At 45.7% G+C, this 24,411-nt stretch carries 18 protein-coding genes; 7 read left to right on the plus strand and 11 right to left on the minus strand.

All coding sequences use genetic code 11. From position 1 onward, the window contains the following. Window positions 1–37 precede the first annotated feature (37 nt). Window positions 38–1,543, plus strand: a complete 1,506-nt coding sequence (locus tag EYA81_RS07520; RefSeq protein WP_005830555.1) for a HAMP domain-containing sensor histidine kinase — start codon at window positions 38–40, stop codon at window positions 1,541–1,543. A 101-nt stretch (window positions 1,544–1,644) separates the two neighbouring features. On the opposite strand, the gene EYA81_RS07525 is transcribed toward EYA81_RS07520, so the two are convergent. Further along, window positions 1,645–3,018, minus strand: coding sequence for an aminopeptidase P family protein (locus EYA81_RS07525; protein ID WP_005830557.1), 1,374 nt, complete (start codon window positions 3,016–3,018; stop codon window positions 1,645–1,647). Window positions 3,019–3,345: 327 nt separating this feature from the next. On the opposite strand from EYA81_RS07525, the gene rpoN reads away from it, so the two are divergent. From rpoN to EYA81_RS07555, 6 genes are all read left to right on the plus strand, one after another. Then, complete coding sequence (gene rpoN / locus EYA81_RS07530; RefSeq protein ID WP_131225576.1) at window positions 3,346–4,836, plus strand: RNA polymerase factor sigma-54; 1,491 nt, start codon at window positions 3,346–3,348, stop codon at window positions 4,834–4,836. A 93-nt stretch (window positions 4,837–4,929) separates the two neighbouring features. Continuing rightward, window positions 4,930–5,592 (plus strand): phosphatase PAP2 family protein, encoded by a 663-nt coding sequence (locus tag EYA81_RS07535; RefSeq protein WP_131225577.1) that lies wholly within the window; start codon window positions 4,930–4,932, stop codon window positions 5,590–5,592. 68 nt (window positions 5,593–5,660) lie between these two features. Beyond that, complete coding sequence (gene gcvH / locus EYA81_RS07540; protein WP_117600283.1) at window positions 5,661–6,041, plus strand: glycine cleavage system protein GcvH; 381 nt, start codon at window positions 5,661–5,663, stop codon at window positions 6,039–6,041. A gap of 116 nt (window positions 6,042–6,157) precedes the next feature. Continuing rightward, window positions 6,158–6,667 (plus strand): 5-(carboxyamino)imidazole ribonucleotide mutase, encoded by a 510-nt coding sequence (gene purE, locus EYA81_RS07545; protein ID WP_117879154.1) that lies wholly within the window; start codon window positions 6,158–6,160, stop codon window positions 6,665–6,667. Window positions 6,668–6,758: 91 nt separating this feature from the next. Beyond that, the gene (locus tag EYA81_RS07550; protein ID WP_117964677.1) at window positions 6,759–8,624 is read left to right on the plus strand and encodes a 4-hydroxy-3-methylbut-2-en-1-yl diphosphate synthase; all 1,866 of its coding nucleotides are present in this window, start codon (window positions 6,759–6,761) and stop codon (window positions 8,622–8,624) included. Between the two features lie 12 nt (window positions 8,625–8,636). Then, complete coding sequence (locus EYA81_RS07555; protein ID WP_005834492.1) at window positions 8,637–9,551, plus strand: glutaminase; 915 nt, start codon at window positions 8,637–8,639, stop codon at window positions 9,549–9,551. A gap of 6 nt (window positions 9,552–9,557) precedes the next feature. Here EYA81_RS07555 and EYA81_RS07560 read toward each other — a convergent pair whose 3' ends face one another. From EYA81_RS07560 to EYA81_RS07605, 10 genes are all read right to left on the minus strand, one after another. Further along, complete coding sequence (locus EYA81_RS07560) at window positions 9,558–10,559, minus strand: metallophosphoesterase (protein ID WP_005834489.1); 1,002 nt, start codon at window positions 10,557–10,559, stop codon at window positions 9,558–9,560. Continuing rightward, entirely contained in the window at window positions 10,556–11,326 is a 771-nt protein-coding gene (locus tag EYA81_RS07565) for a prolyl oligopeptidase family serine peptidase (RefSeq protein WP_005834487.1), read from the minus strand. The genes EYA81_RS07560 and EYA81_RS07565 overlap by 4 nt, the downstream gene beginning before the upstream one ends. 8 nt (window positions 11,327–11,334) lie before the next feature. Next, a complete protein-coding gene (locus EYA81_RS07570; RefSeq protein ID WP_131226425.1) occupies window positions 11,335–13,059 on the minus strand; it encodes a family 43 glycosylhydrolase in 1,725 nt (574 codons plus the stop codon). A gap of 58 nt (window positions 13,060–13,117) precedes the next feature. Continuing rightward, a complete protein-coding gene (locus EYA81_RS07575; RefSeq protein ID WP_117600178.1) occupies window positions 13,118–14,692 on the minus strand; it encodes a sulfatase in 1,575 nt (524 codons plus the stop codon). A gap of 222 nt (window positions 14,693–14,914) precedes the next feature. Further along, window positions 14,915–15,766 (minus strand): endonuclease/exonuclease/phosphatase family protein, encoded by an 852-nt coding sequence (locus EYA81_RS07580; RefSeq protein ID WP_117600177.1) that lies wholly within the window; start codon window positions 15,764–15,766, stop codon window positions 14,915–14,917. Between the two features lie 55 nt (window positions 15,767–15,821). Next, window positions 15,822–17,138 (minus strand): glucoamylase family protein, encoded by a 1,317-nt coding sequence (locus tag EYA81_RS07585; protein WP_117600282.1) that lies wholly within the window; start codon window positions 17,136–17,138, stop codon window positions 15,822–15,824. A gap of 10 nt (window positions 17,139–17,148) precedes the next feature. Next, window positions 17,149–18,789: a glucoamylase family protein gene (locus EYA81_RS07590; RefSeq protein WP_117600176.1), complete on the minus strand. Its 1,641-nt coding sequence runs from the start codon at window positions 18,787–18,789 to the stop codon at window positions 17,149–17,151. Between the two features lie 25 nt (window positions 18,790–18,814). Next, window positions 18,815–19,651, minus strand: a complete 837-nt coding sequence (locus EYA81_RS07595) for a LamG domain-containing protein (RefSeq protein ID WP_117600175.1) — start codon at window positions 19,649–19,651, stop codon at window positions 18,815–18,817. A 22-nt stretch (window positions 19,652–19,673) separates the two neighbouring features. Further along, window positions 19,674–21,194 carry a RagB/SusD family nutrient uptake outer membrane protein gene (locus EYA81_RS07600; RefSeq protein WP_117600174.1) on the minus strand — a complete coding sequence of 507 codons (1,521 nt, stop codon included), beginning with the start codon at window positions 21,192–21,194 and terminating at the stop codon, window positions 19,674–19,676. A 19-nt stretch (window positions 21,195–21,213) separates the two neighbouring features. Beyond that, window positions 21,214–24,216 (minus strand): TonB-dependent receptor, encoded by a 3,003-nt coding sequence (locus tag EYA81_RS07605; protein ID WP_165491363.1) that lies wholly within the window; start codon window positions 24,214–24,216, stop codon window positions 21,214–21,216. Window positions 24,217–24,411 lie beyond the last annotated feature (195 nt).

Raw genomic sequence — 24,411 nt, forward strand, 5'->3', positions numbered from 1 at the left:
TATTCTAACTTTGTGAGCAAATAAAACAAACGTACACATGAAAAAAATTATTTCGATACTTCTTTTAGCGACTTTCTGCATCTTTACTCAACTCCATGCGCAAAACCGTGCAGACGAATTGATGAAACAAGCACAAGAAAATCTTACGAAAAAAGAATATATCAAAGCCCGCTATCTATTCCTGCAAGCCTACAATGCCTTTGCCACGCAAGACAAGTATGCCCAGGCAGTGGAATGCGGCGTCAATGCCAGCGCCCTCTACCATCGGGAGAATTACTATAAAGAAGCTTTTGAACTGCTGCGCGGTGCCGAGCAAGTGGTGGCAACCGGCGAACAGAAAACGGGCAAGGCCATGCCCAACCTACGTTTCCGCATCAACAAGGAACGCCTGCAGATGTACATCAACCTGAAAAATCCCGCACGTGCCAAGGAACAGCTGACCAAACTGGAAGAGACCGCCAAAGCCTCTCACAACGACTCTCTGAGCAATGACCTGCTTTATACGCAGGCCAACTATTACTACACCTTCGGCATGAACACACAAGGTGATGCGGCTACCAACCGCCTGATAGGGCAATATAAGGAACAGAAGAACTACGCCAAAGTAGACGAATGCTACAAGACTCTTATCAGTATCGCCCGCAAAGCAAACAATGCCGGACTGGTGGCACGCACCTACGACAAGTACATCCTATGGACCGACTCCGTAAAGGCGCTTACCGCCCAAGAGGAACTGAACGCCCTGAAGAAGAAATACGATGAAAGCCTGGCCACTATCCAGGAGAAAGATGATTCCCTAAGCGCCAAGCAGTACATCATCATCGGGCTTTGCATACTCGCCGCCATCCTTGCCGCCGCACTGGTATTCGGCGCCATCGTATTGCTGCGTTTCATCATCCTCACCCGTAAACAGAAGAAGGCCATCAGCATTGCCAATGAGCACAATGAGCTGAAAACCAAATTTATCCAGAACATTTCCGCCCAAATGGAACCGACACTGGACACGCTCGACGCCTCACTGCCGGGCGTAAAAGCCCTGCATGCATTCTCCAACCATATCCAGGAACTGTCCGAATTGGAAACCACCTTGTCCGAACCCTACGAAGTGCAGGAGAAGAATATCTCCACTTTCTGTGAAGGCATCATGGACAAAATCAAAGGAATGACACAAGAAGATGTCACCCTGACCGTGAATGCCCCCAAATTGAATGTGAAAATCAACCCTGAGCAACTGGAACGCGTCTTGCTGCATTTGTTGGAAAACGCCGCCGAGTACACCCCTGCTGGAGGAAAAATATGGCTGGACTTCAAGAAACGCGGTGCGCACACCCACCAGTTCATCATCAGCGACACCGGTTGCGGCATTCCCGAAGAGCAGCGCGAAAACATCTTCAAGCCCTTCACCGAAGTGAAAGACCTGACACAAGGCGACGGTCTGGGACTTCCCATCTGCTCACTGATTGCCACCAAGATGAACGGCAGCTTGACACTAGACAGCAGCTACAACAAGGGAGCACGGTTCGTACTGGAACTGCACGCATAAACCATACATAATACAATCTGTATGACCCCTAAATTTGAGAGCCGCTTGCCACCGGCATTATCGGGACAAACGGCTCTCTGTGTATATTAAGGATGTGGTTGTCAACGCAACGCTTCCACCTCTTCCGGTGTCAGTGGAATTTTCTTGCCCAAGCGACGTGCTCCCGTTTCGGTAATCAGATAATCCTCCTCATTACGGATGCCGCCGAAATTGCGGTATTCTTCCACCTTATCGTAGTTGATGAAGTCCATGAACTTCTTCTCTCCTTTCCATAAGTCAATCAGCTCGGGGATGAAGTAGATGCCCGGCTCAACCGTATGCACAAAGCCCGGTTCCAGAGGGATGGCAAGACGCTGGCTCTTGCGGCCGAACTGCGTACTCTTGGGCTGACCGTCATAGCCTACCCAGAGCTCACCCAGGTTCTCCATATCGTGCACATCCAACCCCATCATATGGCCCAGTCCATGGGGATAAAACAAGGCATGCGCCCCTTCGCGCACGGCATCTTCGGCATTGCCCTTCATCAATCCCAGCTCTTTCAGCCCCTCCACCATCACTTGGGCGGAAAGCTCGTACACCTTCATATAGGGAATGCCCGGGCGAAGCGCTTTAACAGACTCCAGATGCATGGCGTTCTGGATTTCGTAAACGGCACGCTGGCGTGGAGTAAAAGTCTTGTCCGCCGGCACGGTAGACGACATGTCACCACAGTAACCCGAAGGCAGCTCGGCGCCGGCATCAATCAAGAAGAGGTCTCCCGGTTGCACCCGGTTGCCGTGATAGTGGTTATGCAGGGTCTGGCCGTTGACAGTAGCAATCGTGGCAAAAGACAGCTCGCAGTTGTTCATCTCGGCGATACGGTTCATTTCGGCCACAACCTCGTATTCGTACATGCCCGGACGAAGCACCTTCATTGCGGTGATGTGCATGTCAGCAGTCACGTCGCATGCCTTTTCTATTTCCGCTATTTCTTCTGCCGACTTGTAGTTGCGCTGTGCCACCACCGCACGGATAAACGGTACAGACCCTTCCTGACGTGCCGGAGGAACACCCAGCCAGTCCATCAGTTTCAACTTATGCTCGGCACGATAAGGGGGCAAATAATGGATGGTCTGTCCCTTCTGTACAGCCTTGTGCAGATAACCGACGATGTCGGCAAAAGGACGGGTTTCGGAAATTCCCACAGCAGAAGCCTTTTCGTGAAGGGTGGGCTGGGTACCCATCCAGACAATATGGTCGATGGTCAGCTCATCGCCAAAAATGATTTCTTTATCTTCATCTATGTCGATGAGAGCTGACAGCCCGGCAAACGACAAGCCAAAATAGTAGAGAAAAGTGGAATCCTGGCGGTAACGGAAAGTATTGTCCTCATAGTTCAAACCTTGTTCATCGTTACCCAAAAACAGTAACACTCCGGAGCCTATCGTTTTTTTCAGCTGGGCCCTGCGCTGCACATACGTTTCTTTAGCAAACATAACATTCCTTGTTTTAGTAGTTATAGGACAAAGATATAGATAATCTTTGAAAGAAGATAATACAAAAAGGAGATTAATCTATATAGTTCATAATCAGAAGACTATTTTGCCAACGTTTTTCAAGCCTTTGGCAAAGTTTTGCCACCGCGTTGGCAAAGTCTTGCCATAGGCATGGCAAAAGTTTGCCAAGCTATTGGCAAAAGTTTGTTTTCTCTTTTCTTGTTAAATATCATCAGAGAGGTTTCGTGTTATCGAACTATTCACTATTTTTGCGGTAAATATCTGAAAGAAGATGCACAATGAGTGCATTGAATAATTTATAAAAATATGGCACAAGGCTCCCGACAAGTACAGACCCAAGCGCAACAGCAGATACAAACGCTGTCGCCGCAACAAATTCTGGTGGTAAAGCTGCTGGAACTTCCCGCCGTGGAACTAGAGGACCGCGTACGTGCCGAACTTCTGGAAAATCCGGCACTGGAAGAGGGTAAGGAGGATACTCCTGGCGACGAATACCCCGACACACCCGATGCGGAAACCGGCTCAGAAGATGGTGGAGACACTAGCTATGATTCTTTAAGCGATTATCTGAACGAAGACGATATCCCCGACTACAAGCTGCAGGAGAACAACCGCAGCAAAGGGGAGCAGGCAGAAGAAATTCCTTTCTCCGACGCCACCTCCTTCTATGAAACCTTGCGCCAGCAGCTCGGCGAGCAGGACTTGACTCCGCACCAGCGCGAACTGGCCGAATATCTCATCGGCTCGCTGGACGACGATGGCCTGCTGCGCAAATCGCTGGACAGTATCAGCGACGAACTCGCCATCTACGCCGGTATCGACGCTTCTCCCGAAGAGCTGGAAGAAGTATTGAAGATTATACAAGACTTCGACCCCGCCGGTCTGGGCGCCCGCACCCTACAAGAGTGCCTGCTCATCCAGATTCGACGTAAGAAAGCGCAACGGCCCATGCCCTCGCCTCCACAATACTATATAGAAGAAGATATTCTTACCCAGTGCTACGAAGAGTTCACCCGCAAGCATTGGGACAAGATTATGCAGAAATTAGGTATCAGCGAAGATACCCTGCAACAAGCCGTTAAGGAAATCTGCAAGCTGAATCCCCGTCCCGGTGCCTCGCTCGGCGAAGCCATCGGCAAGAACATGCAGCAGATTGTGCCCGACTTCCTGGTAGACACTTATGACGACGGTACCATCAACGTGACACTGAACAACCGCAACGTGCCGGAACTGCGCATGAGCCGCGACTTCACCGAGATGGTGGAAGAACACACCAAGAACCGGGCCAACCAGTCTAAGGAATCCCGCGAAGCCATGATGTTCCTCAAACAAAAAATGGATGCCGCACAAGGTTTCATCGATGCCGTGAAGCAACGCCAGAATACGCTGATGACTACCATGCAGGCCATCATAGACCTGCAACGTCCTTTCTTCCTCGAAGGAGACGAGTCATTACTCCGCCCCATGATTCTGAAAGATGTTGCCGAACGCACCGGGTTGGACATCTCGACCATCTCCCGTGTGAGTAACAGCAAGTATGTACAGACCAACTACGGCATCTACCCGCTGAAGTTCTTCTTCAACGACGGCTACACAACCGAAGACGGCGAAGAGATGTCTGTACGCGAAATACGCAAGATACTCAAAGAGTGCATTGACAACGAGGACAAGAAAAAGCCTCTGACCGATGACGAACTGACCGAGCTGCTGAAGGAGAAAGGCTATCCCATAGCCCGCCGCACGGTGGCAAAGTATCGCCAACAGATGAATATCCCCGTGGCAAGACTGAGAAGATGAGAGAAAAGGATGAGCGATTAGGGATTAAGGTTTAAAGATTAGTGCATTCAAATAGTAAATTGTAAATAGTCAAATCGTAAATAAAATTAGGTTGTGGAAGAGCATATTATAGCAGATAAAACTTTAATCAGAACAGCGAAAGTGATTTCGGCGGTATTCACACCGTTCTCCATCCCTTTCCTGGCTTTTCTGGTTCTGTTTATATTCTCGTACCTGCGCATCATGCCGTTGCAGTACAAGTTGATAGTATTGGGCGTGGTGTATTGCTTCACCATCCTGATGCCTACACTGACTATCTTCATCTTCCGCAAAATCAACGGTTTCAGTCCGGAAGAACTGGTGGAACGAAAAAAGAGATACATTCCCTTTATTCTGACCATCACTTCCTATGTATTCTGCCTGCTCATGATGCACCGGCTCAATATCCCGTGGTATATGACCGGCATCATACTCTCCGCTCTGGTAATGATGATAATCTGCGTCATTGTCAACTTAAAATGGAAACTGAGCGAACACATGGCAGGCGCCGGAGCCGTAATTGGCGGACTGGTAGCTTTCAGTGCCTTGTTCAGCTACAATCCCGTATGGTGGCTATGCCTCTTTATACTGGTGGCTGGCGTGCTGGGCACCGCCCGCATCATCCTACGACACCACACCCTGGGCGAAGTTATGGGAGGCTTTGCCGTAGGGCTTCTTTGCTCGTTGCTGGTACTCCACCCGCTGAGCAACATATTGTTCCGAATCTTCCTTTTTTAAGAGCCTTGTTTAATTTTTAATTTTCAACTTTTAATTTACATAGTATCAACCCTTAAAAACTAATGATCATGAATTTCCCGACTAATGTAAAGTACACCAAAGAACACGAATGGATTCGCCTGGAAGGTGATGTAGCCTATGTAGGTATTACCGATTACGCACAAGAGCAACTGGGCGACATTGTGTTTGTCGACATCCCAACCGAAGGTGAAACGTTGGCCGCCAACGAAGTGTTCGGCACCATTGAAGTAGTAAAAACCATTTCAGACCTCTTCCTGCCCGTAAGCGGAGAAATTCTGGAACAGAACGAAGCGCTTGCTGACCAACCGGAACTGGTAAACCAGGACCCGTACGGCGAAGGCTGGCTCATCAAAATCAAACCCGCCGCTGATGCCGACTTCGACAGCCTGCTGGATGCCGAAGCCTACAAAGCGCTGATAAACGAATGAAATGAAAGGATTAGGGGTTAGCGATTAGCACCGGACGGAATGATAGCGCAATCCCTAACCCCTAATCGTTAATCCCTAACCCTTATAAAATTAACCCTTTAATAATTTAAAGATTCATGTCTCCAATCGTTAGCATCATCATGGGCAGCACTTCCGACCTCCCCGTTATGGAGAAGGCCGCGCAATTGCTCAATGACCTGCATGTACCGTTCGAAATGAACGCTCTCTCTGCTCACCGCACACCGGAAGCAGTGGAGGAATTTGCCAAGAATGCCCGCCAACGCGGCATTAAAGTGATTATTGCCGCTGCCGGTATGGCTGCCGCCCTGCCCGGCGTCATTGCTGCCAATACCACACTGCCGGTAATCGGGGTTCCCGTAAAAGGGTCTGTACTCGATGGCGTAGACGCCCTCTACTCTATCATCCAGATGCCTCCGGGCATACCGGTAGCCACCGTTGCCATTAATGGCGCCATGAACGCTGCCATCCTTGCCGTACAGATGCTGGCACTGAGCGATTCCTCATTGGCTGAAACATTCGCCACCTATAAAGAAGGGCTGAAAAAGAAAATAGTTAAGGCAAATGAGGACTTGAAGGAGGTGAAGTACGAATACAAGACTAATTGAGGGATTAGGGATAAGGGATTAGTAAGATGATATGTAGTCACTGATCCCTTATCACTAATCATTTATCACTAAACGCTAATCACTTATTACCGTGGATTTATTCAACTATTCCCGACGGGAAACATCAGAAGTAAACATTGGAGCCACCCCTATGGGCGGCTCCAATCCTATCCGCATACAAAGTATGACGAACACCGCTACGCAGGACACAGAAGCCAGTGTGGCGCAAGCCAAACGTATTGTCGACGCCGGAGGAGAGTATGTACGCCTCACGGCCCAAGGCATCAAAGAGGCTGAAAACCTGATGAATATCAACATAGGCCTACGCCAAGACGGATATATGGTGCCGCTTGTGGCCGACATTCACTTCAACCCGAAGGTAGCGGACGTAGCAGCACAGTATGTAGAAAAAGTCCGCATCAATCCGGGAAACTATGTGGATGCAGCACGTACTTTCAAACATCTGGAGTATACCGATGAAGAGTATGCCCAAGAGTTACAGAAGATACACGACCGCTTTGTACCCTTCCTTAATATCTGCAAGGAGAACCATACTGCCATCCGCATCGGCGTGAACCACGGTTCATTATCCGACCGCATCATGTCGCGCTATGGCGATACACCGGAAGGCATGGTGGAATCTTGTATGGAGTTTCTGCGCATCTGCGTGCAAGAGAATTTCACGGATGTAGTCATTTCCATCAAGGCGTCCAATACAGTGGTCATGGTAAAGACAGTGCGCTTGCTGGCAGCCGTAATGGAACAAGAAGGCATGCGATTCCCGCTGCATCTCGGTGTAACGGAAGCCGGAGACGGAGAAGACGGGCGCATCAAGTCAGCCCTGGGCATCGGTGCCCTGCTGGCAGATGGTTTGGGTGACACTATCCGGGTTTCCCTGAGTGAAGCTCCGGAGGCAGAAATCCCCGTAGCCCGCAAACTGGTGGATTACATTGTACAACGACACGACCACCCCTACATCCCCGGAGCAGATGTACCGGAATTCAATTATCTCTCTCCCACCCGCCGCAAGACCGGTGCCGTACACCATATCGGTGGAGACAATCTGCCTGTGGTCATCGCTGCACGCCTGGACGGAGATATGGACTTCAACCCGCAATTCATGCCGGACTATATCTATACGGGGCGCTCCATCCCCCGGCAACTTCCGGAAGGCATGCAATGCATCATCGATGCCGATGTCTGGATGGAGCACAGTAACGGCGGAACGGAACCGGACAATGCCTGGCCCGCCTTCAAAGGAGACCAGCTTCCTTTCCTAAGCAGCTGCGGCGCTTCTTTGAAATTCCTCTTCATCACGTACATGGGGCTGAATGACGAAGCCATCGCCTGCCTGAAGTATCATCCGGAAGTCGTATTAGTTTCACAAAGCAATCACCCCAACCGATTGGGAGAACAACGCGCCCTGGTACACCAAATGATGAAGGAAGACCTGAAAAACCCGGTAGTATTCTTTGAACACTACGCAGAAAGCGAACTGGAAAATCTGCAAATCAAAGCGGCTGCAGACATGGGAGCACTTATCTTCGACGGTCTGTGCGACGGTATCCTTCTCTTCAACCAAGGAGAAACCATAAGCGGCAAAGTAGTGGATGCCACTGCTTTCGGTATCCTGCAAGCCGGACGTGTACGTACCAGCAAGACCGAATACATCTCTTGTCCCGGCTGCGGACGCACCCTCTACGACCTGGAAAGTACCATTGCCCGTATCAAGGCAGCCACCGGCCATCTGAAAGGACTCAAGATAGGAATCATGGGATGCATTGTCAACGGTCCCGGAGAAATGGCCGATGCTGATTATGGCTATGTAGGCGCCGGACGAGGCAAAATCAGCCTCTACAAGAAGAAGGAGTGCATCGAAAAGAACATTCCCGAAGAAGAGGCGGTGGAAAAGCTGATAGAACTCATTAGGGACAATGGCGACTATATAGAGAAATAAAAGAACTATAATATGGATTATCAGAAAATACTGAAAGGTATTCATCAAGAAATAGAGCCTTATGCCACTATTGGCAAGCAAGCTGATTACATTCCGGCACTCGCCAAAATCAATCCGGACCAGTTCGGAATGTGCATTCACACCATACAAGGCGAAACCTTCATGCATGGAGAAGCTACTACCGGCTTCTCCATACAAAGTATTTCGAAAGTATTTTCCCTTGCCATGTGCCTAAGCCTTGAAGGAGACAATCTATGGAAAAGAGTGGGTAAAGAACCCTCGGGCACTGCTTTCAACTCGCTAGTGCAACTAGAGGTAGAAAAAGGTATTCCCCGAAATCCATTTATCAATGCCGGCGCCATTGTGATGACCGACATTCTATTGAGCCATTTAAAGCATCCAAAAGAGGAATATATCCGTTTTGTCCGTTCACTCAGCAGAAACAACCAGATTGATTATAATGAAGAAGTAGCCCTATCCGAACGCGAAAACGGCTACCTGAATGCGGCAATTACCAATCTGTTGAAATATCATCATAACATAAACAATGACATAGAACGCGTACTCCGCTTCTATTTCCTGCAATGCTCCATAGAGATGAGCTGTTATGATTTGTCTAAGGCATTTTTACCTTTCGCCAACCATAAACAAGCCTTTGCGTTCGAAAACATCACTCTGACCTCCTCTCAGGTAAAAAGGATCAATGCCATCATGCAAACATGTGGTTTTTATGACGAAGCCGGAGAGTTCTCTTATCTAGTAGGCCTTCCTGGAAAAAGTGGTGTAGGAGGCGGCATAGCTGCAGTTTATCCACTGCGTTATTCAGTCGCAGTATGGAGCCCAAGACTGAACCAGAAAGGGAATTCCGTTATGGGCATCAAGGCTTTGGAACTGCTGACCACACAGACACAGGAATCTATTTTCTGAAAAATTTCAGCGTAGATATTTATCAAAGTCCACCTCTTTGAACTTAAAGTTATGATGTTCGGAGGGGTGGTAGGCTTTATTCCAAGTAGAATAGGTTTTCACATCTATCTCCCTTGTCTTCCGGTTAAAAGTTACAATACGTAAGTAGCCTTCACCTCCCAATCTACTACCTTCCACACCACGCTGATAGTTTGCCAGCATCTGATACACTTTATTTCCCTCTTTCCCTATAGAGACCAGCGTGCCGACTCCGCTTTTCAAGACATGCCCACAAAAGACAGCTATCACATTGCGATGTTTGAGAAGCAATTTCTCCCAGATTCCAGCACCATCGTTCACTGTGCGCCCAGACTCTTTGCCGATGCCATATCCTTGAGGGCGCCACCAGTCTTTCCCGTCATGCAACGTACTGTCACAATACAAATAGGCGTGTGTATTCAATATGACAAGCTTATCCGGATGAATACCCACTATGGAATCGGCCCATTGCAGAGCCTCATCAGAAGGCCCGAATTCCAGATTCAAGACCAGCCAATCGGTATCGCCCGACCTGAAATTTATGAAATAGTTATCCAATGTCTTTCCATCTGCACTACCTCCCCAATAGCTCTTCCGCTTATAGCCGGAAAGAGGAAAATACTTGTTGGCCATTGCAGTGTTATGTATGTCCGAAAACTTACCGGGTTTACTGCCAATATCGTGATTTCCCCATACGACAGAATAAGGTATTCCTGCTTGGCTGACACGATGAAAAGCTTTCTGCATATATGCCCATTCCACCGGAGAATTATCTTGTGTCAAATCTCCCACTTGGAACACGGCATCTATTTTCTTACGGTTGGCAACCAACCAGTCCACTTGCGAATCGAAGACCTCCGGACATTGCTCCAGATAAGTCTGCGTATCCGGCAATACCACAAAAGTACTTACCCGACCGGAAGTGGTGCAAGAAGTTAAAAAAGCGCCCCCTAAAAAGAGCGCTCCGATAACAGACAATATTCTCATCATTTTTTCTTCTGATTAAACAGCCACTCCATAAAATCAGGATAGTTGAAAGCCGGATTCCAACTACCATGATTACAACCAGGAAATTCAATATATTCCACATCGGCACCAATAGCTTTCAAGGCCCGATATGCTGCACGCGATCCTTCAGGAGTTACTACATTATCCGCATCTCCATGAAAAATACGGAACTTGACCGATTTGCCAGCCTTCAACCGTGCCGGATTCACTGTTCCACAAATAGGTATTGCTGCCGCAAAAATCTCCGGATAGCGGACAGCCATGTCAAATGTACCCATTCCTCCCATAGAAAGTCCCATAACATAGATACGGTCTTTGTCTATCTGCGGCATGGCCAGATAGAAATCCAACAACTCTTTCAACGTACGGAAAATAGGAGAAACAGGCACTTCCAACGGCATATCTGCCGGAGCAAAAGATGAAGGGCGCTCCGTATATGCCCAATATCCGGTTTCAGGACACTGCGGAGCCAAAATAAACGCCGGATACTTTTCGCGGTTTACAGGATTAAGCCACATCTGCCCACCATGAACCAATTGTTTCTCATTATCATTGCCACGCTCTCCGGCACCATGCAGGAAAAGCACCAAAGGATACTTTTCATCAGGTTTCATCACCTCTGGACGCAACAAACGATACAACAATGTATCTCCACGGGAAGAGATATAAGTTTCCTTTTGAAAGGTTTCTTGTGCAAACGAAAACAAGAAAAAGAATAATCCACAAAGGATGCCGATTATACGTTTCATCTTATTATTTATTTTACATGTTTAACTTCCGAACGTAAAGATACACCATTTTCATTGAAAGCCTCCACACAAAAATAATAATCCTGATCAGCAGTAAGGGTTTTCATCAATAAATCAGTCTTATCATAGACCATCCAAGAGCTGTAAAGTTTGTCCGGTGCAATGCCCCAAAGTATGTTGTAACCTTGTGCACCTTTCACAGCCTCCCAACGGATGGAGATGTCACGACGGTCTGCTTGGCGGTCAAGTACCAACTTTTTGGGTTGTTGCGGTGCCTTCCCCGTACCCAATCCAAAGACGCGAAGTTCAGATATAGCCAGATTCGGTGTCGGTATATCTATATTTTTATAACGGATATAACGGGCAGACTTGGGTAATGCCAGTTCAACATAATCATTCGGAGTATCCCTATAACTTTCCTTACGGTCCACCAATATATCCCAATTCTCACCATCAAGAGAACCTTCGATGAGATAACGGTGATGGAGTCCTTCGTAGCGACCGTACATATTACTTTGATAATCGTGATAGTTTATCTGAACAGCATACACATCAGCAGGTTTCTCTAAATCAATCATCACCCACTGCCGTTCGTCATTAGCCTCGGCAAGCCAAAAAGTTTTAGTCAGTTCATCCGTTAGGGCATCTGCCTTAAATTCGTCTTTTGTAGTAAAAGCCGTCACCGGCTTGCCATACGAGAGCAACATCCAGCCACGGAACTGTCCAGCCTTGCCCGGTACGGCAGGTGCATAACGGGGATAGTCTCCGAAACGGGTATCTACATACATAATGCCATCTTTATCAAACCCTGCCGGAAACATACAAAGGCGACGTTCCCAATTCACATTGATAGAGAGTGACATCGAAGCAAAATGCCAATACTGCCCCCCAGGACCAAGCACGGTACTTCCATGTCCGGCACCGTTCATATAACCACCCGGCTTGTAGGACACCGGATTATGCTTTTGGTAAGTATAAGGCCCTATCGGATAATCGGCCACATAAACACCATCGGCATAGACATTGAATTCCGTTCCCGGAGCACCGTATTGCATATAGTATTTCCCATTATGCTTCGTCAGCCAAGGCCCCTCAATATATCCGCCCAATACAGTATCCGTATGGTTTTCACCGAAACGTTCCCAGCCATGTTTAGGCATATCCAAATTGAAGAGTTCTTTCGTTTCTCCCTTCTTGATGAAACGCCGGTTCTTGTCCAGTTCCATTCCCCTGATAGGATACACATTGGAAGAACCCCAGAACATATACGCTTTACCGTCATCGTCAATAAACAAATCGGGATCTTGCAGATTATGCAAAATTGCCGGAACAGCTTCCCAGTTTCCTGAAGCCGGATTATCCGTATAAAGGATACTCATGGAACCGGAAGGATCACCGGTCACATAAAGTACCGAATCTTTGTAATTATGTGCCGCCGGAGCATTACACCCTTGCGGATACCAGTTCCTGCCCGGACGTACAAACTCCCAGTTCAGCAAATCCCTGGAACGCCAATAACCGTGTGAACGGGTAACAAACATATAATATTCACCCCGAAACTCCACCACAGCAGGATCGGCACCAGAACGGTAGGAGATACTCTTATCCGAATTATAAATCATATACGTGTAATCGATATTCAAAGGATTACAATAAGTATCCATACGCATGTCCTGTGCAGAAAGGAAATTCGCCAAACACAACAGCAGCACCAGACCACTTAATCTTTTCATCATATTATCCACATTTATATTTCTAAATATTCATTTATACATCACGAAATATGCACCATTATTTACACAGAGATTCAGGAACATCATATTCTTCCTGCAGGCGGGCAAGTTCCGCTTTCAATTCTGCAGCAACCTTCTCCATCCCTTTTTCACCATACAAATTATGCATTTCTGCCGGGTCCTCCTTCAAATCATAAAGTTCCCACTTGTCATCCACATAAAAATGCATCAATTTATAGCGCTCCATCTTGACACCGTAATGTGCACGGACACTATGAAAACCGGGGAATTCATAATAGTGATAGTAAAGTGACTTCCTCCAGTTTCGTGGAGTATTTTCTCCCTCTACCAACCGACGAAATGACACTCCCTGCATGTCTTCAGGAATCTCAATTCCACACATATCGAGAAAAGTGGGAGCGAAATCAATATTTTGAGTTAATCCTGTTACCTGCGTTCCAGGCTTAATATGTCCCGGCCAGCTCATTACCATCGGCATACCGAAAGACTCCTCGTACATAAAACGTTTATCAAACCAACCGTGCTCGCCCAGATAGAACCCCTGGTCTGTAGTATAAACGACAATCGTATTTTTATCCAATCCGGTACGCTTCAAATAATCCAATATTTCTCCTACACTCTCGTCCACGCTTGCCACACAAGCCATATAATCCTGCAAATAACGCTGATATTTCCATTCTACCACCTCTTTGAAAGTACGCTGTTTCGAATAAAATTCATTGTTCCGTTCACGATAGGCATCCATAAAACGGCGGCGCTCATCCGGCTCCATCGTACCAAGAAAAGCATGAGGCCACGGGTCGAATAGCAGACTGTCGCTATTCATACCCGCAACCATCTTCAAGTCGTGACCTTCGTACATATCACGGTATATATTCATCTTCTGCATTTGTGCCGCATAACGTCCTTCGTATGCATCATAATAATTGTCGGGTAAAGGGAACTGCGTGTGTTCGTACAAATGATAATGCCGTTCGGCAGGCACCCAATTACGGTGAATGGCTTTGTGATGCATCATCAGGAAAAAAGGTTTATTCTTATCCTCGCGCCCACTCATCCAGTCTTCACAATATTGAGTGATGAGGTCAGTTACATATCCTTTATGCCGAGTGGTATCTCCCTCGGTAATAAAATACGGATTATAATAATCTCCCTGATCATTCAAAATCATCCAATGGTCAAACCCGGTAGGCTTTGAAACAAGATGCCACTTGCCGATAATGGCTGTTTCATAACCGTTTGCTTGCAATATCTTCGGCAGTGTCTGCTGCGAACCGTCAAATCCTTTATTTCCATTCCTCATAAAACCATTCTTATGACTATGCTTACCAGTCAGTATGGCTGCACGACTGGGACCGGAAATGGAATTGCAACAGTAATTATTCTGAAATACCGCCCCTTCATGCCCAATACGGTCAATATGGGGAGTAGGAGCTATTTTACCTATGGGATGTCCATATATACTCATTGCTTGTCGGGCATGGTCATCACTCATGATAAAAATAATGTTAGGACGCCTGTTTCCTATTCCTTGTTTCTGTTCTTGTCCTTGCATCCAAACCGAAGGAACAAAGGGCAACAAGGCAATTCCCCAGGATAGTTTATTTTTCATGTATTCATTATTTGTTGTAATTTATCAAAGGCGTAACACCGTTTTATAATTTATTGATTATCAGCACAGTTAGAATGCAGTGCATTCAATATACAACTGAACCCTATTCAGTATACGACTGAATGGCATTCACTATACGACTGAATTAGGTTCAGTATACAAGTGTTTCTTGAGCCCTTATGATTTGTAAATAATGCAGAATAGAATTAGACGAGTGCCTCTTTACAGTTTCAAAGTAACCAATACGGGAGCATGGTCGGAAAGATAGCCATTGTCCGGCTTATCGCCAACTGTGCGGTAACGCTCCACCTCTACAGAAGCATTTACGAATATAAAATCTATCAGCCTGCGCTTCTCCACCGGAATACGTCCGAAGTCATGAAAGCTCCATGTCGGTCCGTAAACGACCTTTGCCGTGGAACAAGCGTTCCTCATTCCACCTTCCGTCAATATAGTAACCGGCTCGGAGTCTACCGTTCCATTAAAGTCTCCAGTGATAACTACCGGAAGCTCTCCCGCTATTTGCTTTATCTTCTCGAGTATTAACTTAGCGCTTTCTCGACGTGCCACCTCACCTACATGGTCAAAGTGGGTGTTGAAAGCAGCTATTTTCCTGCCACTCACCTTGTCTTTCAACACAGCCCAAGTCACGATACGTTCGCATGCCGCATCCCAACCTTTCTTTCCGATGGAATCGGGAGTCTCGCTCAGTCCGAAATCTCCGTTCTTCAAAAGCTCAAAACGATCTGTCTTATAAAAAAGGGAGCAATATTCGCCTTTCTCTTTTCCATCTGCACGACCTACGCCAAGGGCAGTATATTGAGGAAGGCGCTCCTTCAGGTCATCGAGTTGATTCTTTACCACCTCCTGCATGCCCACAATGTCCGGAGCATAATAAGCAATCATCTGTGCTGCATTATCCTTACGGTATTTCCAGTTATTCATACTGTCCGCTACATGATCCAGACGGATATTAAACGACATCACCTCCACCTTAGCTTCCGGTTGCTTGCCGCACGAGGCGACAAGCAATACGAAAGCAACCAATACACTATTGAAAAGCACGTTTTTCATGGTTATAATCCTTTTTAATCTATATAAAATTCACCAAAATCAAATCCAGCCAAACCTAATCAGCCTTATTCAAATAAGGAGACGTAAAGCCTAATCTCTTCAATCCCTTCTGTACATCGGGATGACTCATGAAAAGCTTCCAAATCAAACCGGTGCGATAGTTCTCTATCATCACGATAATCGGTCCCTGGTCAATGGCAAGATACGAAGGCGCAAACCAATCCTCAGTCAGATTAAATGCATCCTTGAAACCATATTCACCCCAAAGACGGTCACCCAGTTCTTCATAGAAATAGCGCATGGCCTCCAAAGAATATTCCGGTGCATAAGGGATGGATGAAAGGGCCGCAGTAGGCGTAATCACGCCGCGATCATTTCCGGGACTATGGGCAGAATAGCCTTTATCACCGTCACTAGCTGTCAATCCCCAGCATTTCTCACCGTAACCCTTATATCCCTTCGGATTGTCAATACAATAGGCACGGTTAATCAAGGTATGAGCCTTCATTTGTTCCTCGTAATTGGCATAGCGGTCCTTCAAACCATGCGGATCAAGCCCCATATAGGAGTAATGAGTAAAGAACAAAGGACCGCCCTTGCCGTTATTGTCCCCGAGAGGAAGCCTGATGCCATAATACTCCCGACCGTTCAGAAAAGTATTCGCACTGGCCCAGCCTTTATGATAAACGCTCCCAGCAATCGGATAAGTAGGAGAAGACGCACCCAAGATATACACAATGTGGCACTCATTATGACCTTTAATCTGGTGATTCATCGCCCATCCGTTATTGGGTGACCAATGCCAGTACATCACATCCTGCCCCTGAGTGAAAAAATTCCACTCTGCTTGGCGCCACAGATTATTAATCATTCCCCTGATACGGTTTTCCGTCGGATTATCCTTTATAAAATACTGATGGGCAGCCAACAAGCCTTCGAACATGAAAGCGGATTCTACAATATCCGCTCCATCGTCTTTACGGCTGAAAGGAATGGTCTTACCGGTTTTACCGTTCATCCAATGTGCCCACATGCCGTGATAACTGTCGGTATTCTTGTCGCTCAAGAAACGAACAATCTTCAGTATACGTTCAGCACCTTGTTCACGGGTGATAAACCCACGTTCTATGCCGACAATGATAGCCATCACTCCGAATCCCGACCCACCAATGGTAGCTGTCTCGGCACCACCGTTACTCCGTTCATGCGCCAATCCGGATTCAGGATGGGCAAAATCCCAAAAATAACGGAAAGTTTGCTTCTGGACGAGGGTCATAAGTTCGTCGTCAGAAAGCTGCTTCTGCGTTTTCTGTCCCGAAATCAAATTAAAAGGATATAGCAAAAGTATCAAATATAGCAATATTCTCATCATAATCATTCTTTTAGTTTAAGCACGGACTCTGAAAGCCAAGCTTCTTCAGTCCTTGTTGGATTTCCGGTATAGACATAAATAAATTCCAAAGGAGACCTGTTCTATAATTCTCTATCATACAGATTATCGGCCCTTGGTCAATGGCTATGTACTGAGTATCGTACCAATCTGCCGTCAAATTAAAGGCATCTATAAAACCATAATCCTTCCAAAGTTTGTCTCCCATCTTATAATAGAAAAAATGCAGCGCTTCCATTGACTCCTCCGGAGTATAAGGAAATGCAGACAAAGCGGCTGTTGGAGCAATGACCCCTTTATCATTAGTAGGTGAATGAGCTGAATATCCCGTATCGCCGTCACTTGCCGTCAATCCCCAACAAGAAGCGCTATAACCCGTATATCCTTTAGGATTTTCCTTACAATAATTGTAATTAATCAATGTATGATTACGATTTTGCATCCAGTAATCGGCATATTGGTCTTCCAGTCCTTGCGGGTTAATGCCCAGAAAAGAATATTGAGATAAGAACAGCGGTCCCCCTTTATCCGAACCTAAAGGAAGAGTGATGCCATAATAAGATTTTCCATTCCTGATTCCTCCATTTTTAGCCCAGCCCGCTTCATATACAACTTTATTGATAGCATGTGTTGGAGACGAAGCAGCAAGTATATAAGTAATCAGACATTCATTCCATCCTCTTATTGCCAGGTTCTTCTCAAAACCGTAATCGGGACTCCAATGCCAATATAGTACATCTTCACCATTTTTCTGGAACCAAGTCCAGTCAATAGCTTCCCAAAGACGGGTTATGTCGGCACGCAACCTGCTTTCTACTTCCATATTTTCCTTGAAATAGGCTCGAGCGGCAAGCAAACCTTGAAATAACAAGGAGGTTTCAACCAAATCGGCACCGTTGTCTTTCTCACTGAAAGGTTTGGTTGCTCCCGTTGCGCCATTTATCCAATGTGCATAAGCACCATGATAAGCCGTACATTCCTTATCAAGAAAAGTAACTATCTTCTGCACCCGTTCAACAGCTTGCTGACGGGTAATAAAACCCCGTTCAGCAGCTACCAGCATGGCCATCACGCCAAAGCCAGTACCACCGGTAGTAACGACATCGCCCGAAGTAGTACGTTCGCGCGCCATTCCGGAATATTCATGCCCAAAGTCCCAGAAGTACTTGAAGGTCTGCTTCTGTACCAATGTCAACAAGTCCTCATCAGGAATACGCTCAAACTTATCAGTATCATCCATTCCTGTCTTAATCATACAAACCTTGCCATTGGAAAGCAGTACCCCGGAGGTGGACTTCACCCCCGGATTGACAATCAATTTATACGATGACAAGATTTTAAACCCCTCCTTAGGAGTCACCGATACTTTTTTCTCTTGCAGGAACTCATAATCGCAGCTTATAGGAAGCTCCTCATGTTTCAAAGCAATATTGTTACGGGCTGAAGCCTCATCTACAGCATCCGAGAACTCCAAAACAATGGCTACATTGGGAGCAACATTCTCAAATGTCTGTTGGTTTTGTTGGTCACCCACAATGATATTCTTCAACTCGAAAGGCTGATTCACCTCAGGTTGATTATCACCACCGCACGCAACCAACAAAAGACATACTATGAAATATAATACTTTCATCTTAGCATCAGATTAAAGTGTAGCTTCATTCTTTTCCAGAGTAAATACTCTGAATTTCGGTTGCCGTCAACACCTTGTCATATAAGCGGAACTGATCAAGCTGACCGGGAAAGTTCTTTGCCCAGGTTTGTGCTCCTGCACCCGAAGTAAGACTCGGAGTAGTGCTGAACTGAAATGCACCAACAGCCAAAGAAGCGCCTACATTATTAAACTTCAATTTCCCACAATCAGGCAATTCTTTGGTAAAGACCCCCTCACCATTACGATAAACAGTAATGGTAGAAGTATTGCCATCATACACAAAAGCCAGATGCACCCATTCGCTACCAAAAATATCATCTATTTTTGCCTCAACCCATCTTTCATCATTCTCTTTTGCTGTCTGATTGAAGATATGAACCTTGAAAAATGCCTGAGTCTCGCTATTATTATTCTCCAAGAAGATGTCGAAGTTGCCCCAGAATTTAATAGAGTTAGGGATAGAGAACAAACCTTGCGCAGAAGTATTCTTAGTGGTTCTCATCCAAAAAGCTACAGTCAAATCACCGATAGTGGGTATGTTATTTTCCAAAATAGAAGGAGTCTTGGCCAAAATGTAAGCATTTTCAGCACCTTGATAGGCCATGCCAGCGATTCCGTCTTCCACAAACTTGGCATTCCCGTTATCTGCTACCAAAAATCCCCATTCACCTTTATCCCGAATGTCCTCTTCATCAAAAGGAAGATACATCTTCAAAGGAGTAGTAGGTACTTCACCGGTACTCTCAGGGTAGTCGAAAGCAGGATGATCCATATCCTGAAAACAAGACTGCATACACAATGCAAACAGGCAAGAAGCCACAGATACTATATATTTTTTCATAAGTAGTTAGTACATTTATAGATTAATAATTGGGATTTTGAACCAATACACCATTCGACTTGTCAATTTCGTCTTGCGGGATGGGCAACAAAGCATGTCTGTCTTGATAACCGGTCTTGCCTGCAGCATGAAGTACCTCTTTAGCAATACCCCAACGAACCAAGTCGTAGAAACGGTCGAACTCCATACCTAACTCAACACGTCTTTCATGACGAATGGCCTCACGCAGTTCATTCTGATTGTTGGTCGTCACTTCCGGTAGGATTCCGATATTATTGCCACGAGCACGAGCGCGCACCATCTCCAAATAGTTACGGGCAGAAGATAAATCACCCAATTCACAAGCAGCTTCGGAAGCCATTAATACCACATCAGCATAACGTATCAAACGAATATTCACCCAATAACCTCCTTTTGTGAATTTCAAACGCATTGCCGGATCTGTATATACTTTTTTGTTAAAGTATTTAGCTATAACATCGGCATTCGAAACTGGTTTCTCGCCATAAGGCTTGTTAGCAGGTATGGACTCCGGATCGTCCTTGCCGTTGCGTATAAAATAAAGCAGGGTTTCGTCTTTTCTCGGATCACCTTCTTCAAAAGCATCTGCCAATTCTTGAGTAGCGGTGTGTTGCCCCCAACCGAGATTCCACTCGCCTGCGCCACGTACACCCTGAACGGAAGCAAACTGGCTTCCTATATCATTAGAACCTGGTTGTGATTCTGTTGCCGTACATTGCAATTCAAAAACAGATTCACTACAGTTTTCACCTTTTTCCCGGAATATGTCTTCATAAGGTGTTTTCAGATTATATAAACCGGAGTTAATCACTTCTTCAGCGGCAGCCTTCATATTCCCCCAGTCATTACGCATCATGTATGTGCGTGCATGAAGAGAACGAGCAGCTCCCCAAGTGAGACGACCTACATAAAGTTGCTCCCACGTTCTGGGCAGACTGTTTTCGGCTTCCGTAAGGTCAGAATCTATTAATTCATATATCTTTGCCACAGAAGACTTTGGAACATTTGCCTCAGCTGCATCATAAACTTTAAAGTCAATCAAAGGCACTTCACCAAAAGCGCGTACAAGGTTAAAATAACAGAAAGCACGTACAAACAAAGCTTCCCCCTTATTGACGAGGTCACCTTCTGTCAATGACGGGTTTTGGCTCATTTCATCAAGCAAATCATTTACCTTATGTATCAATGAATAGTTTTCATTCCAGTAGCTCTTAATCATCCCATTACTTGCCAAATATTCAAAGTCATCGAACATCTTGCCAGTGGCTGCTCCATCGGACAATGTGCTTCCTTTCTCTGCGTCCTCAGAACGCATACCGTGGATTGCCAATGCAGTATTGCCGCTTGTCAAATGAAAACCGCGCAACTTGGCATACATATTAAACACCTGCGTTTCATAAGTACCACCAGTCAAATCATCCTCTGTCTGCTGTCCAAGCGGTTTTCTATCAAACATATCCTCACACGAAGTTAGTGCAAAGCTTACTGCTAAAAATGCTATATAATAAAATATCTTCTTCATAGTCTGCCTTTATATAATTTTAGAAAGTCAAATTAAAACCAATCGTATAAACTGTAGGCATAGGATAGCCTCCACCATCAATACCAAACGAAATAGCACTTCCGCCCACTTCCGGCGTATATCCGCCGTTACGGCTCCAGGTCTTGGGATTCTGCACATTGGTATAAAGACGCAGTGACTGTACCTTGATACGATTCAACAGTCGTTTGTCAAAGTTATATCCCAATTCGATATTACGGATTCTGAAGAAACTGCCATCTTCGATGAAATACGTGGAAGCCTCCTGATTTATTTTGTGTGAAGGGTCGAGCAAGGGCTCCCAATTGGAAGTGCCCTCTCCATGCCAACGATTCAATTGCTCTGTGCGATAATTCAGTTGTGCATAGCTACTGCTTCCCCAATTACGGTAAATTTCATTTCCATAAACACCCATCATGTCAACAGTCAGGTCCAGATTCTTCCATCCCAAATTAACATTAAAACCGTAAGTAAAATCAGGAGTTGGATTACCTATCATTGTACGGTCATTATCAGTAATTTTGCCATTACCGTCAACATCAGCAAATTTCAAATCACCCGGTGTTACCGAACCAACCGAGTTAATCGGAGAGAAACGGATGTCGTCTTCGTTCTGATATACACCCTCAACCTTGTAACCATAGAAATAGCCAATCGGATAACCTTCGGAAACACGTGAGGGACCACTGATAATATTATAGTCTTTGTTTACCAGTGAAAGCACCTTGTTATCAATAGTGCTCAAATTAGCACCTAATCCATATCTCCAATCTTCCCCAATCTTGTCGTTCCAAGAAGCACTAAGTTCAAAACCGCGATTGCGAATCTCACCCACATTCTGTAATCCGGGAACAGTACCTGCAATACCCGGAATGGAAGTCAACATATCTTTTGTTGTTTTGTTATAATAAACCGGAGAAAGCTGCAAACGATCATTGAACATATGCATGTCAAAACCTACTTCCCATGAATAATTACGTTCCCATCCCAAAGTAGGTGAAATCAGTTTGTTGGGGCCTTTACCCGCAATGATATTGTCACCGAACACAGCTGAACCCGAACTAACAATGGTGGCGTATGCCGGATAACTGGAACCGGTATTCTGGCTGCCCAACACACCCCAAGAGCCTTTCAACTTCAAGAAGTTAATTACATTTTGGTTCTGCATAAACTTCTCTTCGGTCATTACCCAACCGGCACCGAAAGAGTAAAAGTTGTCCCAAGTATTACCTGTCTTATAGAAAACAGATGAACCGTCCCTACGGAAAGAAGCATTAAGTAAATAACGATTCTTGTAGTTATACAATGCTCTGAACAAATAAGACATGGTAAATCTGTCACTCTGAGAACCGCCATTAGTTGCCGTAGATACATCGTCGATGGTAGAGAGCCACCATCTGTCCGGGTCGTCGCCCACCAAAATGCCGTAGCCCGCAAGCTGGCTGCGTCCACCACTCAAACTGGAAGACTCATTGTAATTGGTGGTAAGACCGGCAGTCAATGTCAATCCATGATTACCAAACTGTCCGAGATAAGTCAACACATAGTCAGACTGTGCAGCAAGAGAGGTAGACTTGCTTTGGTTCACACTTTCTCTTTCAGTCAACCGTTCTTCCCCCCCCTCCACATCGGGATTATAAACATAAATCAGCGGAGAATATGAACGTCCCTGGCTAGAAGCATAGTCCATAGAGAAAGTCGCTTTGAACGTAAGGTTCTTTAGAATATCTATCTCTCCGAACACATTACCTGCCACGCGATAGTTTTCAGACTTGTTGTGAGCACCGCGCAACTCTGTTTCAATAAGAGGATTCCACACTTGTGCACGCTGGAAGTCGGGCAGCGTATGTATCAGTCCCGATTCAAGGTCATGAGTAGGAGCAATAGGAGCAGCCTTCAAAGCACCATCCACACCCTTTGCATCAGGATACTTAGCACGAACTCCATTAAGTTGGAAACCAAAACGCAGGAAATCGGTTACACTATATTCACTGTTCAAGTTTACGGTAAACTTATTGAGCTTTTCCGTTTTAATGGAACCTTCTTCCATGACGTAACCCAAACCCAAATAAAACTTGCTCTTATCCGTTGCACCTGTAATGCTCACATTGTTATTGGTCAGAAAACCTGTCTGGAATATCTCATCCTGCCAATCTGTGTTACCAGTCCATTGAGTATAATCATAAGGGTCGCTTCCTTGAGATATCAACTGCTCGTTGTACAGCATCTTAAACTCTTCGGCATTCGTCACACCTACACGGTCATAAATAACCTTCCAACCCACTGAGGAGTTGATGTTGACCATCGTCTTCCCTATTTTTGCCCTTTTAGTGGTAATGATGATTACACCATTGGCACCACGCACACCGAAAATAGCCAAAGAAGAAGGGTCTTTCAAGATTTCCATAGATTCAATATCCGCAGTGTTCAGATAATTGATATTGTCCGTGAACAGTCCATCTACCACATAAAGGGGTTTGAAACCGTTAATGGAGTTCGTACCGCGAACACGGATTTCAGGGTCTTGTCCTGCACGGCCCGTATTCACTACCTGTACACCGGCAACCTTACCCTGTATGGATGCCAGTGGATTGGTAGAAGGCTTAGAGGCAATCTCATCCGCTTTCACAGTAACGATAGAACCGGTCAAGTCGCGTTTCTTGGCACTACCATAACCAACTACAACCACCTCATCAATGAGCTGGCTGTCCTCTTCCATCTTCACATTGATAGTTGAACGCCCATTTACGGCAATCTCCTGCTCACGCATACCTATATAACTAAAAATCAAGGTAGCATTAGATGCCACATCAACAATCTGATATTTACCATTTATATCAGTAATACTACCTTTACTCTCCTGCCCTTTTACACGAACAGAAGCGCCGATAACAGTTTCGCCTGTCTTGTCCGTAACGACACCCGAAATCGTAATTTTGTTCTGTGCCATCGAAGTAATGGCAAACAATAACATCACACATGTAATTAGTAGATTTTTCTTCATTTTGTATTGATTTAAAATTCTTTTGCAAACATACCGGAGAAGTTGATATATGTCAAAAAACAAGCTACCACAAGAGTACCACAGTTCACCGGAGGGGTACATCATTGCTACTACTGCATAACATAAACAACAGATTATAAGGAATATAAAAGTATAATAAATATTTAGGTACTATTCATATAATAGAGCAAGAAG

The sequence above is a fragment of the Bacteroides sp. A1C1 genome (genome assembly GCF_004328515.1).
Classification (GTDB): Bacteria; Bacteroidota; Bacteroidia; order Bacteroidales; family Bacteroidaceae; genus Bacteroides; species Bacteroides uniformis.

Excerpts from the sequence above, each read along its gene's own strand:
- EYA81_RS07560 (WP_005834489.1), bottom strand. The coding sequence starts at position 10,559 with ATGATGAGAATATTGTCTGTTATCGGAGCGCTCTTTTTAGGGGGCGCT.
- EYA81_RS07600 (WP_117600174.1), bottom strand. The coding sequence starts at position 21,194 with ATGAAGAAGATATTTTATTATATAGCATTTTTAGCAGTAAGCTTTGCA.
- rpoN (WP_131225576.1), top strand. The coding sequence starts at position 3,346 with ATGGCACAAGGCTCCCGACAAGTACAGACCCAAGCGCAACAGCAGATA.
- EYA81_RS07580 (WP_117600177.1), bottom strand. The coding sequence starts at position 15,766 with ATGAAAAACGTGCTTTTCAATAGTGTATTGGTTGCTTTCGTATTGCTT.
- EYA81_RS07555 (WP_005834492.1), top strand. The coding sequence starts at position 8,637 with ATGGATTATCAGAAAATACTGAAAGGTATTCATCAAGAAATAGAGCCT.
- EYA81_RS07585 (WP_117600282.1), bottom strand. The coding sequence starts at position 17,138 with ATGATGAGAATATTGCTATATTTGATACTTTTGCTATATCCTTTTAAT.
- EYA81_RS07520 (WP_005830555.1), top strand. The coding sequence starts at position 38 with ATGAAAAAAATTATTTCGATACTTCTTTTAGCGACTTTCTGCATCTTT.
- EYA81_RS07605 (WP_165491363.1), bottom strand. The coding sequence starts at position 24,216 with ATGAAGAAAAATCTACTAATTACATGTGTGATGTTATTGTTTGCCATT.
- EYA81_RS07565 (WP_005834487.1), bottom strand. The coding sequence starts at position 11,326 with ATGAAACGTATAATCGGCATCCTTTGTGGATTATTCTTTTTCTTGTTT.
- gcvH (WP_117600283.1), top strand. The coding sequence starts at position 5,661 with ATGAATTTCCCGACTAATGTAAAGTACACCAAAGAACACGAATGGATT.
- purE (WP_117879154.1), top strand. The coding sequence starts at position 6,158 with ATGTCTCCAATCGTTAGCATCATCATGGGCAGCACTTCCGACCTCCCC.
- EYA81_RS07590 (WP_117600176.1), bottom strand. The coding sequence starts at position 18,789 with ATGAAAGTATTATATTTCATAGTATGTCTTTTGTTGGTTGCGTGCGGT.
- EYA81_RS07595 (WP_117600175.1), bottom strand. The coding sequence starts at position 19,651 with ATGAAAAAATATATAGTATCTGTGGCTTCTTGCCTGTTTGCATTGTGT.
- EYA81_RS07575 (WP_117600178.1), bottom strand. The coding sequence starts at position 14,692 with ATGAAAAATAAACTATCCTGGGGAATTGCCTTGTTGCCCTTTGTTCCT.
- EYA81_RS07525 (WP_005830557.1), bottom strand. The coding sequence starts at position 3,018 with ATGTTTGCTAAAGAAACGTATGTGCAGCGCAGGGCCCAGCTGAAAAAA.
- EYA81_RS07570 (WP_131226425.1), bottom strand. The coding sequence starts at position 13,059 with ATGAAAAGATTAAGTGGTCTGGTGCTGCTGTTGTGTTTGGCGAATTTC.